The sequence below is a fragment of the Lysinibacillus sp. NPDC093688 genome, assembly GCF_050280145.1.
Classification (GTDB): domain Bacteria; phylum Bacillota; class Bacilli; order Bacillales_A; family Planococcaceae; genus Lysinibacillus; species Lysinibacillus xylanilyticus_B.
In genome coordinates this window covers 165443-179917 of sequence record NZ_JBNNUX010000001.1, presented here as the reverse complement: position 1 = coordinate 179917, position 14475 = coordinate 165443, and the positions used below count along the sequence as shown (strand labels likewise).

Below are 14475 nucleotides of genomic sequence, written 5' to 3'. Positions count from 1 at the left end.
ATCCATCTTTCTTGGATTCCTATCCACGTCTTTGACCGAGCTATCCATCTTTAATCCAATATTTCCTATGTTTTTTTATTCCTTCCGCTTTCAAAGGTAATTTCTGCAATAGCCTATACGCTAGATTTGGTGAATCTATTGCGAAAAATTCACAAAAGCTTTTATTTGTTAACGAATTGCCCACTAACAACTTGTAATCTTCAAGCGTTCTGAAAATAGCCTCCTGATCGATTAATCCGCATCGTTGACAAGTCCATTTGTTATTGTAATAACTCATTCGCTGTCCATTTAAACAACGTACACATAAAACGCCTTTTACAATATCTCGAAAAGGAATGGTTATTTCTCTTTTAATGGGCATATGCCTGGACAATAATTTCGTAGCAAAAAGAAAGAGCTCATCTGCATCTAGCATCACCTCTTTATTCTGTTCAAGCCATTTCCTTACATGATAACGTAATCCTGAAACGTGAAAAATTGGTTGTCCTTTTAAACTTTCTGATAAAATAGCATTTTTCGTTGCCAAAACGACTGCATAATGAACAGGAACCTCAACTTTGTACTGCTGTAACAACCTCTTTATCCACTCAGCATGTCGTCTAACTTGATGAAAAGGATCAATCATTCCCTCAACAACACCTTGAGCAGTAGTTCTTGTAAATTGAGTAAAAGACTCATCGAATTCAAGAAAGCCTGTTATATTTTTTATTTCTAGTATTAATATAAAATGGGGGCATAATAATATAGAGTCTATTTGATGTGTATTCCCGAAGTGATTAAGTATTTGTAAATCATGAAGGAAATAATGTGGGTTGGGCAAATTAATTTCAAGCCATTCTGCATCTACTCGCTTTTCTCCAGCAAAGCCAGCCTGTATACGCATTAACTTATCATAATAATTCATGTAGTCTACATGTGTACTAGGCAACCTTCGTATCAATGCTTCTAGAATTCTATGCATTTGTGATTGCTGTCGTGCTAATAAAATCATTGTCTCATCCCTCCTGTATTTATTATATTAATAATTACCGTTATAAAAAGAGGTTCCAAAAAACTTGAAATACTAATTGTACAAAATAAATTTTCAGTCAATTTTTTTAGATAAAAAGACCGGAAAAATCGCCTAGATTTAGAACTTGCTACTATTTATCTGCTCCATATCCCCACTTTGACGACGCTACTATCGATCATTTTTTGCCTTTTTATCCACGTCTTTGTGCGCTCTATCCATCTTTCTCGCCTTTCTATCCACGTCTTCGAGCGGGCTATCCATCTTTCTCGCCTTTCTATCCACGTCTTCGAGCGCTCTATCCATCATTTTCGGCTTTCTATCCACGTCTTTGAGCGCTCTATCCATCTTTCTCGGCTTTCTATCCACGTCTTCGAGCGCTCTATCCATCATTTTCGGCTTTCTATCCACGTCTTTGTGCGCTCTATCCATCTTTCTCGCCTTTCTATCCACGTCTTCGAGCGGGCTATCCATCTTTCTCGGCTTCCTATCCACGATTTTGAGCGCTCTATCCATCTTTCTCGCCTTTCTATCCACGTCTTCGAGTGCTCTATCCATCTTTCTCGGCTTTCTATCCACGTCTTCGAGCGGGCTATCCATCTTTCTCGGCTTCCTATCCACGATTTTGAGCGCTCTATCCATCTTTCTTGGCTTTCTATCCACGATTTTGAGCGCTCTATCCACGTCTTTGAGCGCTCTATCCATCTTTCTTCGTCATACTAAGCCCCCTGTCCTATCAACAAAAAAACAACCGAACAGCCAAAGCCATTCAGTCGTTTTTTCGTAATAAATATAAAAAATAAGGTGCGCCGATACATGCTACGACAATACCCGCTGGCACTGTCGCACTCGAAAGAGCTACGCGGCCGATCGTATCCGCTAGCATTAATAAACTTGCACCGATCAACAACGTGAGTGGTAAAAAGAGCTGGTAGCGCGGGCCGACAAGTTGCTTTGCAATATGGGGAGCCATCAGACCGATAAAGGCAATGCCCCCTGTGATCGATACAGCTGCCGCAGCTAATGCGACAGATACTACTAATAATTGCAAACGCTCTCGGCCGATATTTAAGCCTAAACCAACCGCCGTTTGTTCGGTCATCGCAAGTACATTTAACACATTTGCTTTATACAAAATAAATGGAATGCCTAGTACAAGCCAAGGTAATAAAGCCCAGAAAAATGGCCAGTCTGTTCCCCAAACATTACCCGCAAGCCATTGTGCGATAAATTGCACATCACTTCGCTCAGCAGAGGAAATTAATATTATCATTACACCAGATAAGGCAGAGGCTACACCTACTCCGACTAAAATGAGTTGAACCGGCTGAACACCCTCATTGCGTTTATAGGAGAAAAAATAAATACAGAGTGCCGTTAATAAAGCGCTGACAAATCCTATAAGTGGTAACACATACGCGAAATGAGGTAAATCACCATTAACAAGGAGATAAAATAGCGTAATCCCTATACCTGCTCCAGCATTTATCCCAATAATACCAGGGTCCGCTAAATCATTACGTGTCACGCCCTGCAAAACGGCACCAGCCAATGCTAACGCCATCCCTGCTGCTGCCAGCACAAACAATCTCGGCAAGCGAACAGAAAACAAGACGAAGGATTCTTTAAAGCTGCCATCTCCAAGCAAAATCGGTATTATGCGATCAATCGAAACCGAAGCTGCCCCCATTGAAATACCCATTACAAAAATAGCTATTGTTAATAGCATCCAAACCATTAGCCATCTACGTTGTTTTTTTCGTCCAATATTAAACAATTTGACGCCCTCCCTTCCGAACAAGAAGTAAGAAGAACGGAAGGCCGATAATTGAAATAATGGCAACTACCGGTGTTTCATATGGAGCATTAATCATTCTACCCGCAAAATCCGCTGTCACCATCAACCACCCACCGATAATAGCACTCATCGGTAAGACAAATCGATAGTCTGTCCCAACCATTGCGCGGACCGCATGTGGTACCATTAGCCCAACAAATGCTAAATTACCTACTAGCGCAACTGCGGAGCCTGCAAGAACTACAACTACAAACATCATAATTCCTTTAATGACTGTTGTTTTTTGTCCTAATCCAACAGCTACTTCTTCATTTAAACTTAAAATGGTTAGCTGACGACTAAACACAAAAGCTACCCCTAATCCTATTAAAATAATAGGAACGATTATTAAAGCTTGCCATGTAGTGCCAATTAAACCACCACTCGTCCACATCGAAACATCTTTTGAAATTTTAAATAATATTCCCGTTCCATCTGCTATTGCTTGTAATAGAGCGGATACGGCTGCCCCCGCTAAGACTAACTTTAATGGAGAAAAGCCATTCTTCGTTGAAGCCCCAATACCATACACAACAATCATCCCTACACCCGCACCTATGAAACATGCAAAAATAAACATATAGTACGAGGTATTTGGAATAAATGCCATCGTCAATGCCAGTGCCGCATTCGCACCTGCTGTGAGGCCAAGGAGCCCTGGGTCTGCTAATGGATTTCTAGTAACCCCTTGCATAATAGCCCCAGCAACTGCAAGTGCACTACCTACAAAAATAGCAGCAATAATACGAGGAAATCGAATTTCACGTAATACAGAATAGTGCTTGCCACCGGCTTGTCCGACAATCGCTTGATAAACATCTTGAATACTCGTATTAGCCGCGCCGATACAAAGCGAGATCGTAACTGTTACCGCTAATAAGATCAGTGTAAGCAACACCTGAAGCCAAAACGGAAAATATCGAAACTTTATCATTTGTCTTCGCTACTCTCTACTGAAATTATTGTAAAAATTTCTTTTCAAAGAAATCTAGTTGATATTCTAAAGTTTTTGGATCATTAAAGTAAAATGCATTGCCATTCACTTCAAATAAATGACCATTCTTCACCGCTTCTAAATCCTTAAACCACGCAGCATTTTGAATGGCGCTATCCTCACCTTTAAACGTACTAAATATTACATAGTCACCTGCATATTCATTTAATACCTCTGTAGAAATTGCGAAATAACCTGGTTTTAAAGCATTTGCTTTTACTTTTTCAGGCATTTTCAAGCCCATTTCTTGATATAAAATTTCTGTTCCACGACCCCAGTTATCTCCATACACATACATTTGTTTATTAAACATTTCTGCGACAGTAACCGTTGCATCTTCGCCGATTTTTTCTTTAATTTTTGTACCTGCTTCTGCAGCACGTTCTTTAAAATCTTTTACCCAATCAGTGGCTTCTTTTTCTTTATTCACAACTTTACCGATTTCGATATATTGCTGTAAATAATCAACTTTTCCATAAGTGAACAACACTGTTGGTGCGATTTCAGCTAATTTATCCGCATTTTCAATACCATTTAAACCAATAATCAAATCTGGCTCAAGCTCGATAATTTTTTCGATATCCGTATTCTCAACAACTACTGCATCTTTAATATCATCTTGGAAGTTTGGATTATCTGCAGCCCATGAATCAATCCCCACAACATTAACGCCAAGCTGTAATAAATCCCCAACAAATGAAGATAATACAACTACACGTTTAGGGTTTGCTGGTACTTCAACAGGACCAGATTCTGATTGATAGGTAATCGTTTCTGCAGATGCTTTATCTTTAGAGCCCTCATCCGCCTTCTCATCTTTATTGCCGCACGCTGCAAGCACTAGTACGACCATCATAAACATTGGTAATAACCACTTTTTCATAAATATATCTCCTTTTACACTGTTTGTAGTAAGTTATATGTAATGCACATTGGTTTATCTGTACGTGGATCCTTACCAATGACTGCATCAATATTAAACACTTTTTCTAATACTTCAGGTACTATAACTTCCTCTGCAGTACCAAACTTCACAAGCTCCCCTTTTGATAGTGCAACAATATAATCTGAAAACCGTGCTGCCTGATTTAAATCATGTAGCACCATAACTATTGTGCGTCCTTCTTCTTCGTTAAGCTTGTTAAGTAATTCTAAAACCTCTAACTGATGCGCCATATCTAAATAAGTTGTTGGCTCATCTAAAAAAATAATATCGGTTTCTTGCGCTAATGCCATCGCAATCCACACTCGTTGACGTTGTCCACCTGATAAGGCATCAACTGTGTTCAGACGAAAGTCATCCGTTTTCGTTACCTTTAAGGCCCAGTCAATCATTTCTTTATCCTTTTGCGATAAATTACCGAAGCCCTTTTGATATGGAAATCGACCGTATGATACAAGCTCTTCCACTGTTAAACCATGTGCACTTTCCGGACTTTGTGGCAATATGGCCAGTTCTCTCGCTAATTCTTTTGTATTCATCTCGGAAATATTTTGACCATCTAATATGACTTGTCCACTCTTATGCTTCAAAATCCTTGTAATAGCCTTTAAAAGTGTAGATTTACCACAGCCATTGGAACCAATGATGGTCGTTATTTTACCGTCTGGAATTTGTAGCGATAAATCATGCACAATCGTTTTGTCTTCGTAGCCGATACGAATCGATTCAACTTGTAAACGCACAGCGTAACCTCTCTTTCCTTTTTGTTCTTACCATGCTATGATAACGATTAACCGATAATGATAATCATTATCACTAACGTTAGTCTAGTTTTCTTATAAAGTTTTGTCAAACATTTTTTTATTAATTTTTTAGGATGTGGTGATATAAATGCAACATGTATACGATGTAACTATTATTGGTGGTGGTCCCGCAGGCCTATATAGTGCCTTTTATAGTGGTTTACGAGGATTGAAAACGAAGTTAATCGAGAGTCAACAACAGCTTGGTGGTAAAGTTTTGCTTTATCCTGAGAAGCTAATTTGGGATATTGGTGGTCACCCCCCTGTGTTAGGCGAACAATTTGCGAAACAGTTAATTGCACAAGCAAAAACGTTTGATCCTACCGTTATAACGGATACAAAAATCGATTTTATCGAGCGCCAAGATGATATTTTTGTTCTTCATACTGCACAAGGAGATAAACATTACTCTAAAACCGTTCTTTTGGCCGTTGGTGGTGGTATTATTAATCCTCAAAAGCTTTCACTAGAAGGTGCAGAAAAATATGAAATGACTAATTTACACTATACCGTGCAGTCCTATCGACATTTTGTGGACAAGGACGTTATTATTTCGGGAGGCGGAAATGCAGCGATCGACTGGGCAGTTGAACTAAGCCCTATCGCCAAAAACGTAACTGTTGTTTATCGTAAAGATACGTTATCTGCCCATGAGGCAACGATTCAAGAAGCTTTAGATGCAGGAGTAAATATTGAATGTAATACTAGTATTTCAAAACTAACGGCTAATGCTGACAAAACAGCGATTCAATTAGTGACATGTGAAAATACAAAAACAAAACAAAGCTATACGCGTCAAATCGATGAAGTCATTGTTAGTCATGGCTATAATAGAGAAGCATCATTAGAATTGGATCAAGCAATCACCATTCCTAAAAAAGATGATTACTATTTTGAAGGGAAAGCAACGGGAGAAACTACACAGCCAGGAATTTTTGCAGCGGGTGATATATTAGCGTTTGAAGGAAAAATTAATCTCCTTCTAGGGACTTTCCAGGATGCAGCAAATGCCGTGAATTCTATCAAAACGTATTTAGAGCCTACTGCCTATCGTCATGGGGTCGTGTCATCACATAATGAAGTATTTAAAGAGAAAAATCGCTCTATTATAGATAAGCACCTTATATCAAAATAAGTATTAAATGCAATTAATCACAAGAACCCCTCTTAAGAATTTACTCTTTAGAGGGGTTCTTATTATATCCAGATCATAAACTATCTAAAGAAACTTAAAAATGCGCCCATTTGTCTTAGCATACTAACTCCATTTGTTATTGTTCCCGCGTGGCCCATAATTGTATTTATATGCTGTGGTAATCTTCCAAATCTAGAAGGTTGGGGTTGTTGATTAGGATGAAAGAAAGGTTGCTGCCTTCTACCTTGCATAGGTGGGCCAAAACCTTGTCTATAGCTTGGTGGAAATGGTCTCATTCTAGAATTAGGCGGATAAAATGGCATTAATTCACCCCCTATCAAATATCTTTTTACTAGTATACGTCTGTATTTTTTTATTGTTTAGACTATCGGAGAAGTTGCTGAAAAATAAAACACTTATGTATTGTAAAAATCTTAAAATCTATAATTATTATTTATCTCTTCTTTTTCTGCAAAGGTTCTTCATGACAGCTTTGTCTCTTACAGGAACCAACCTATTTTTAATTTCATATTATACAAAAATACGAATAAAGAAGGGATTCCGATTCAAAATTCAATATATCTAGAATTTCTGTCTAAATTTGGTGTTGGCGGTGCCCATCCTGGTGGTATTAATCTAACAAAGGAACTATTCAAGGCAGAGAGCATTAGCAAAAACGCCTACATTTTGGATGTAGGGTGTGGTACAGGCCAGACCGCGGCCTATTTGGCGGAGCAATATGAAGCAAAAGTAACTGGTATTGATATCAATGCTGAAATGGTCGCAAAGGCTAAAAGGAGAATGAAAAAAAATCGCTTACCCGTAAAAATTATTAAATGCTCTATAGAACAAGTACCATTACGTGATCATACATTTGATTTTATTATTTCTGAATCTGTTCTTTCTTTTGTCAATAAACCTAATGCCCTAAAAGAAATTTTTCGTTTATTAAAGAATGGCGGCAGGTTTATTGCCATTGAATTCACCATCCATCAACCACTCGAAGAAAAAGTTGAAAAGGAAATTTTACAGTTTTATGGATTTGATTCTTGTTCAATGAAAAAAGATTGGGTAGCTTTGCTTAACGAGGCTGGTTTTAATAATATTCGTATACAAAAAAATAAATCCATCTTCTCAATTCCTGAACTTCATCACTCAAAGGATATTGCACCTGAACTTTATGAGGTCATGGATAAACACTTTGATATGAACTTAAAGTATGAAGGGATTTTAGACTATAGAATTTATTCATGTACTAAGTAGTTTGGAGATTTATTTCTAAACTGAATTTAAATGAAAAAGAGTAGCAGACTCGTTCAAAAACAAAACTCCTACTCCAACATCTTAGGGAATTAGACGATGAAGAATTCCAAAACGTCTAGTTTCCTTTAACAATTTATGAAAGACTCCGAACTGAATAAAACTTCCTTAGTCATTCTTATCTTCATTCATCGCAACCGTATGAATGCCCTCAATAAAAGTATTGATTAAGATTGTAAAGCTTTTATTGATGTCAAGTGGCATCCCGAATCCCTCCATCTGCTCAATTGAAGAGAATCCATGTAGAATACTACGTAATCCTCTGACCATATGAATCGCAATTTCTTCCTGTAAATGGTAAGCATCTAACACTTGAAGTACAAGTTGTACGACAGATTCTTTCGCTTTTTGTAGCTCTTGATCGTTCGCATCTGGAAAGCGAGTGCTAGCATCATACAACCCCGGATGCTCTCTAACTAGTTGAAGATATGCTTTACTAATTGCACGAATGGCGTCATCACCCGAACGTCCTACTGCAGCTTGTAGCATATATTCATGTAGTTTTTTTACACCTTGAATAGCTAATTTCTGTTTCAATTCATTTAAGCCATCAAGATGGTTATACAAAGACGGTGGCCGCACTTCCAATTTTTTAGCTAATAGCCCTATTGAAAGATGATCCAATCCTTGTTCATCAGCTATCTCTGTTGCCTTTTGTAAAATAATAGATAAATCTAACTTCATTCGACGGGACATTTTTTCACTTCCTATTTTGATTGTAAAAAGCTTTTTTTGCTTCTGCTATGGCAATGTTCAAAAGTTCTTGCGGTTGCTTTAACATCTTCCCATGCCCCACAGCAAGTAAACTTGGATTCAGATTGCTTAATTTTTTTGCACTTTTAAGGGCTGTCTCTTTATCCCATGTAGCTAGAGCAGGAAACGGAAACAACGGATTCATCATTCCCGATACTATTAACTTTACTCTCGTTACAAGGGCATCACCAGCAATTAAACTTCTATTACGTGTGTCGAAAAAAGAAATGGAACCAGGTGTATGCCCTGGAGTAGCAATCACTTCTAATGAACCTACACGATCACCTTCTTCAAGTAATACATCCGGTTTGGTTTTAATATTTTTTGGAATGCCTCCCCGAATAGGTGTGTTTTTTTCATTTGGTAGCAAGGTGCTATTCCCTTCCAATAGAAGCGCATCTCTAGAAGAAATGTACACCTGACTATCTGGTATTAATTCTTTTAACGTATCTAGCGCTCCGATATGATCACTATGTGCGTGAGTAAGGATGATTTTTGTAATTGGTTTACCAATATTTTCAGCCGCTTTTATTATACTTTTTGCACTATAGGGTAGTGCTGCGTCGATAAGTGTCAGCTCATTTTCTTCTTCTACCAAATAACAATTAACAGGAAAAACCCTCGGCATAAATGACAATTGAAACACAGTACCAATGTTTTCGATTTTCATTCTAAATCAAATCCCCTTTGCAAACTAATTGTATTTCCATTCTAACTAATCTGATTAGTTTTCGCAATATTTAAATAAAAAAATATTTAAATTGAAAAGCTAAAGGCTTTTTTTACGCTAAATCATTACCAGTTTTTAATCTCCTGATACACCATAAAATGACACCTGTCATAAAGAACCTTTGACTGGTGTGAATATGTTTTTTCCTTACGTTTTCTTATCATTAATGTAAGAAAACAAAGAAAGAGTGATTTCATGATGAAAGTTCAACAAAGATTACCCCTAATTGATATGTTACGAGGCTTTGCTGTATTAGGGACACTTGGCACGAATATTTGGATTTTTGCTTATCTTGGAGATATTTCGTATATTACTACGAGTAATTATTCTGGTTGGTGGTCATTGAACGACTTTTTACGAATGACAGTTCTATTTTTCGTAAACGGTAAACTCCTTGGTTTATTAACAATTATGTTTGGCGTTGGTCTGGAATTAAAATATCAGCAAGCCTTGCGAAAAGGAAATGCTTGGCCAGGGATGTACATTTGGACCATTGTATTTTTGTTTATGGAGGGGCTTATCCACTTCACCCTAGTTATGGAATATGATATTTTAATGAGCTATGCTGTGACAGCCATCATCGTTGCCTTTATTGTTAAATTTGGTGACAAAGCGATTAAACGTGCATTATACGTTTTTGGTAGTTTCCATGCAGTAATGATTTTGCTAATTTTAGTCAGTGCATTGCTGGGGGCCAACGCTTCCTTTGCTAGTTTCGATCCTGTCGTTAGTCTTTATGAGAATGGTACTTGGTTTGAACAAATACAATATCGTTTAACAAATTTTCTTTATTATAGAACGGAAGCTATTTTTATAATCCCAATGAATATCTTTTTATTTTTACTTGGCGTTAAGCTGATGAGAAATGGTGTATTTTCGCAAGATGACAAAGGACGTCAGGCGCGCCAAAAGCTATTTAAAATCGGTATTTTTATTGGAGTACCTTTAAACCTTCTAATCTTTATTCCTGGAGGAGCATTTGATTTACCTGTTCGTTATTTATTTGCACAAATCCTATCTATTGGATATATTGGTATATTAGGTAAAATGATAGAATATAAGAAGCTTGATTGGTTATGGACGAGATTTGGCGAGATTGGGAAAATGTCTTTAAGTTGCTATGTGCTACAAAATACTATTGCATCTATTATTTTCTATGGCTGGGGTTTAGGTTTAGGTGGAAAATTGAATAGCATTGAAGTTATTGGTATTTGGTTAACCCTTTCCCTTCTCCAACTTTTCATTGCACATATTTGTATCAAGCATTTTCATGTAGGTCCAATGGAATGGATTCGGAAACATGCCATTCAAAGTGTCACGCAAAAATAATCGACAAAGGTTGGTGTGAACTATAAAGATTTATCCAAGAGATCAGGCAATACATTATCTAATTATTGATGTAGTTTCGGTAATTTTTTTAGTCACCAAAGTATTAGGATCGCATTCTCAATTACCATTATTGGCTAAAATAATAATCCTTATCTTATTTTTAGTAGCTTTCTATATTGCTTTATGGAATCGAGATTGGCGTTTACTATTTGCTTCCTTAATAGGCTTTACTCTTATTATCATACTGAGTATTTACGAAGGTTCCGCTATGTTATTTTTTGGATTTATATTTGCTGATTTAATTGGGAGAGCTAAAAAGAAATGGCATATTGCTTTAGGAATGATTGCCATTGCCCTTATGTTTTTGATAGTTATTTGGTTTGAATCAGGAGCAACTCTCAAATTAGAATCTCAAGTATTTATACCCGTTATGATTATTCAGCTACTATTTCCAATGCTAATTTACTACGTAGAAAAGTCCAAAAAGTTACAATCAGAATTAATAGAGGTAAATACCCAACTTGTTCAACAAGAAGAAAGACAACGTATTGCAAGGGATCTTCACGATACGATCGGTCATACATTGACAATGATTAAAATAAAAACCGAATTAACTACTAAATTAGTCGATAAAGATACGATGCGTGTGAAAGATGAGCTAAATGATATTTTAGACACAACACGAACAGCGCTAAAGCAAGTACGAGAATTAGTCTCCGATATGAATTTTATTTCGTTAGAAAGTGAGCTTATTCATTGTAAACAGCATTTACAAACAGCGGATATCTCAATAAATATCAAAAATAACTGTCCAAAACTTCTCCTAGCGAGTGTAGAAGAGACGATGCTGTCCTTATGTCTGCGGGAAGCAACTACAAATATTATTAAACATAGTCAAGCAAAAAAATGCCAAATAGATATCAATACTATAAATGGAATTTTAAAAATAAACATTGTTGACGATGGTGTCGGCTTACATATCCAAGGGCATGGGAATGGACTTTCATCGATGAAAGAAAGAATGAATGCTCTTCTAGGAACTGCTTCCATTGAGAATTTACCGACAGATGGAACAATTGTGACGTTAACACTGCCTATCCAACACTACAGAATGGAGCCAACTACATGATACGAGTATTACTAGCAGAGGATCAACAAATGTTACGTGGCGCCTTATCTTCCTTGTTGTCGTTTGAGCCTGATATAAAAGTGATCGCAGAAGTTTCAGATGGTCAAAAAGCGTGGGAATATATTCAACATGAGCTACCAGATGTATGTGTTTTGGACATCGAAATGCCGCATCTTTCTGGGCTTGACCTTGCTGAAAAAATTAGACAGGCAAATTTACCGTGCAAGGTGATGATTGTTACTACCTTCGCACGCCCTGGCTATTTACAAAAAGCGATGGATTGTGGGGTACATGGTTATTTATTAAAAGATGAACCTATAGACTATTTAATTGAAACAATAAGAAAAGTAATGAATGGTGAAAAGGTCGTCAGTAGAGATTTAGCCGCTACGTTGTTTATGAAAGAACAGAATCCGCTAAATGAACGTGAAATTGCTGTTCTGCAGCTTGTAAAAGAAGGAATCACAACAAATGAGATTAGTAAAAAACTATTTTTAACGAAAGGTACTATTCGAAACTATTTATCCACCTCTATTCAAAAACTTCAAGTCGAGTCTAGACAACAAGCTGCTCAAGTCGCCAGTGATAAAGGGTGGCTTTAGAAAAAGAAAAGCGATACTGCATTCCTTATCTAACAGGACACAGTATCGCTTTAGCATATTAATTGACTTCTTTTTTATTTTTAGAGACCAAATTTATGATTATTTCTACAAGTACGACAGCAATTAAAGAAAGTCCAAATAGTGGCATCAGTATTCCTAAAATGATCATGAACATGATAAAAGGAATAGATACCTTTTGAGAGATTTTAGGTGGTGCAGATAGCATACCTTGTTTCTTTCGCAGTAGCCATGTTCTGAATCCCCAAGCAATAACTACTAAAAATGCTAGACATACTAGTAAATTGATTAATTTATTTGGCCAACCAAACAAATGACCTTCATGTAAAGGAATACCCCAAGTGAACCATTTAGCAAGAATGCCATAGTCCTCATAGCCAACCTTGTCTATAAATTTCCCGCTATATTGATCAAAATACATTGTCGTTTCATCATCCGGGCTAACATCAAGACCTGTGACACCTGTGTTACTAGATTTCGCAACCGTATAGACACCGTCTTCGCTAGTAGGATAAATAATAGCGTATGGTTTTGAGATATTCATTGCATCAATTTCATGTTGCAGCTTTTCCACACTTAGTTGGTTAGGGTTAGCAACATAGCCTGTATTTCCTCCCCCGTGATGGGCTGCATGTGCCGAGTCTGACATTGGAGGAGTTTCTTGACGAGTAGCCCAAGGAATCTCACTTACATCAGATGTAGGTGGCTGCTGTTGCAGTAATGGCGTGCCGAAAGAAGGATGATCTTGTGAAGCTTGGTAAATATATTTCCCCATAAACGCTGACCATGGTAAGCCTGTGAAAATAATAACTAGCATTGGAATCGTAATAATTGTCCCAACAAGGGCATGGAATTTTCTACTCTTTTGACGTTTGTTTGTCTGCTTTGTTTTCTTTAGTAGTTTTCCTTTAAACGTCATGTAAATGCCTGAAAGCATTAAAAAGATAGCCCAGCACGCAGCTAATTCAACTAAATAATTGACAACCGTTCCCCCAATAAATAAGGAACTATGGATATTTCTAATTATATTTGCAAATGTGTAGCCAGCATCCTGACCACCAATAATTTGGTTATGATCATCTAAGAACACATATTTCTCTTCGCCATCTGCATTTTTCATCGATAAACGTGTATTGTATGGCTCTTCTAATTCAATAATTTTATTTGTTTTGTAGCCAGCATATGATTCTTCTGCAAGTTTAACAGCATCATCAATGGATTGTACCTCGGTTTTTCCACTTTCACCAAAAAAGTATTTATCATATAACTGATTTTCAACATTGGTATAAAATAAAAAACCGATACCACTTAATGTTAGCGAAATAAGCAGTGGCGTAATAAATAATGCGGCATAAAAGTGCGTTCGCCAAAAGCTTTGATAAAACGTGTTTTTCATGTTGTATTCTCCAATCTATTTAATCAATTTCGCCTTGGCGTAATTGCGTCCGGATTTTGAATTGTGCATAGGCCTGCACGATGCAGGTCAGTTAGCCGTTTTCGCATGATGCGAAGGTTTTAGGCTAACATCCTTGTATTCTTTCCTTTCAAAATCCGTGACATCCGCCGGAGGCATTATCTTCATTCAGTAGATGTTTGGGCATCCACTGAAAAAGATCCACATCTGCATTCATCCACCATCTTCAGAGGTGGATGTCTTCATAAAAAACATTTACTGAATGAAGATGAGCGCAAAATTATTATATAGATAAAAAGTGAAATAAGAATGAAGTCCTAGGGATTATTTTATGACAAATATATGTATTCCTATTAATATAATAAGTTTATAAGAAATTAAGAGTAGCCAAACTTAACTTTAAAATTAAGCTATAGCTAAGAAGTTACATGGGGGTTAACTGCCCGTAAATGCCCGATT

Annotated in this window: 14 protein-coding genes; 5 read left to right on the top strand and 9 right to left on the bottom strand. The window is 37.0% G+C overall.

Translation table 11 applies throughout. The features are described 5' to 3' along the window. Nucleotides 1-40 precede the first annotated feature (40 nt). The 6 genes from ACQKN2_RS00840 to ACQKN2_RS00815 form a co-directional block, all read right to left on the bottom strand. Entirely contained in the window at nt 41-991 is a 951-nt protein-coding gene (locus tag ACQKN2_RS00840) for a nuclease-related domain-containing protein (RefSeq protein WP_427413228.1), read from the bottom strand. 189 nt (nt 992-1180) lie between these two features. Continuing rightward, a complete protein-coding gene (locus ACQKN2_RS00835) occupies nt 1181-1714 on the bottom strand; it encodes a hypothetical protein (RefSeq protein ID WP_427413227.1) in 534 nt (177 codons plus the stop codon). Nucleotides 1715-1778: 64 nt separating this feature from the next. After that, nucleotides 1779-2786, bottom strand: coding sequence for a FecCD family ABC transporter permease (locus tag ACQKN2_RS00830; protein WP_427413226.1), 1008 nt, complete (start codon nt 2784-2786; stop codon nt 1779-1781). After that, complete coding sequence (locus ACQKN2_RS00825; RefSeq protein WP_427413225.1) at nt 2779-3780, bottom strand: FecCD family ABC transporter permease; 1002 nt, start codon at nt 3778-3780, stop codon at nt 2779-2781. The genes ACQKN2_RS00830 and ACQKN2_RS00825 overlap by 8 nt, the downstream gene beginning before the upstream one ends. 25 nt (nt 3781-3805) lie before the next feature. Continuing rightward, nucleotides 3806-4723 carry an iron-hydroxamate ABC transporter substrate-binding protein gene (locus ACQKN2_RS00820; protein WP_427413224.1) on the bottom strand — a complete coding sequence of 306 codons (918 nt, stop codon included), beginning with the start codon at nt 4721-4723 and terminating at the stop codon, nt 3806-3808. A gap of 14 nt (nt 4724-4737) precedes the next feature. Further along, complete coding sequence (locus tag ACQKN2_RS00815) at nt 4738-5526, bottom strand: ABC transporter ATP-binding protein (protein ID WP_323646389.1); 789 nt, start codon at nt 5524-5526, stop codon at nt 4738-4740. Between the two features lie 148 nt (nt 5527-5674). On the opposite strand from ACQKN2_RS00815, the gene ACQKN2_RS00810 reads away from it, so the two are divergent. Together ACQKN2_RS00810 and ACQKN2_RS00805 are read left to right on the top strand one after the other, a co-directional pair. Next, the gene (locus tag ACQKN2_RS00810; protein WP_427413223.1) at nt 5675-6721 is read left to right on the top strand and encodes an NAD(P)/FAD-dependent oxidoreductase; all 1047 of its coding nucleotides are present in this window, start codon (nt 5675-5677) and stop codon (nt 6719-6721) included. Nucleotides 6722-7237: 516 nt separating this feature from the next. Continuing rightward, nucleotides 7238-7984 (top strand): class I SAM-dependent methyltransferase, encoded by a 747-nt coding sequence (locus ACQKN2_RS00805; RefSeq protein ID WP_427413495.1) that lies wholly within the window; start codon nt 7238-7240, stop codon nt 7982-7984. 165 nt (nt 7985-8149) lie between these two features. On the opposite strand, the gene ACQKN2_RS00800 is transcribed toward ACQKN2_RS00805, so the two are convergent. After that, nucleotides 8150-8737, bottom strand: a complete 588-nt coding sequence (locus ACQKN2_RS00800) for a WHG domain-containing protein (protein ID WP_427413222.1) — start codon at nt 8735-8737, stop codon at nt 8150-8152. 4 nt (nt 8738-8741) lie between these two features. Beyond that, nucleotides 8742-9464: an MBL fold metallo-hydrolase gene (locus ACQKN2_RS00795; protein WP_427413221.1), complete on the bottom strand. Its 723-nt coding sequence runs from the start codon at nt 9462-9464 to the stop codon at nt 8742-8744. A 258-nt stretch (nt 9465-9722) separates the two neighbouring features. Here ACQKN2_RS00795 and ACQKN2_RS00790 point away from each other — a divergent pair, with 258 nt between their 5' ends. From ACQKN2_RS00790 to ACQKN2_RS00780, 3 genes are all read left to right on the top strand, one after another. Then, nucleotides 9723-10853 (top strand): DUF418 domain-containing protein, encoded by a 1131-nt coding sequence (locus ACQKN2_RS00790; RefSeq protein ID WP_427413494.1) that lies wholly within the window; start codon nt 9723-9725, stop codon nt 10851-10853. A 268-nt stretch (nt 10854-11121) separates the two neighbouring features. Continuing rightward, the gene (locus ACQKN2_RS00785; protein ID WP_427413220.1) at nt 11122-11982 is read left to right on the top strand and encodes a histidine kinase; all 861 of its coding nucleotides are present in this window, start codon (nt 11122-11124) and stop codon (nt 11980-11982) included. Further along, nucleotides 11979-12584: a response regulator transcription factor gene (locus ACQKN2_RS00780; protein WP_427413219.1), complete on the top strand. Its 606-nt coding sequence runs from the start codon at nt 11979-11981 to the stop codon at nt 12582-12584. Before ACQKN2_RS00785 ends, ACQKN2_RS00780 begins: the two co-directional genes overlap by 4 nt. Before the next feature lie 58 nt (nt 12585-12642). On the opposite strand, the gene ACQKN2_RS00775 is transcribed toward ACQKN2_RS00780, so the two are convergent. Then, the gene (locus ACQKN2_RS00775; RefSeq protein ID WP_427413218.1) at nt 12643-13998 is read right to left on the bottom strand and encodes a PepSY-associated TM helix domain-containing protein; all 1356 of its coding nucleotides are present in this window, start codon (nt 13996-13998) and stop codon (nt 12643-12645) included. Between the last annotated feature and the right edge of the window lie 477 nt (nt 13999-14475).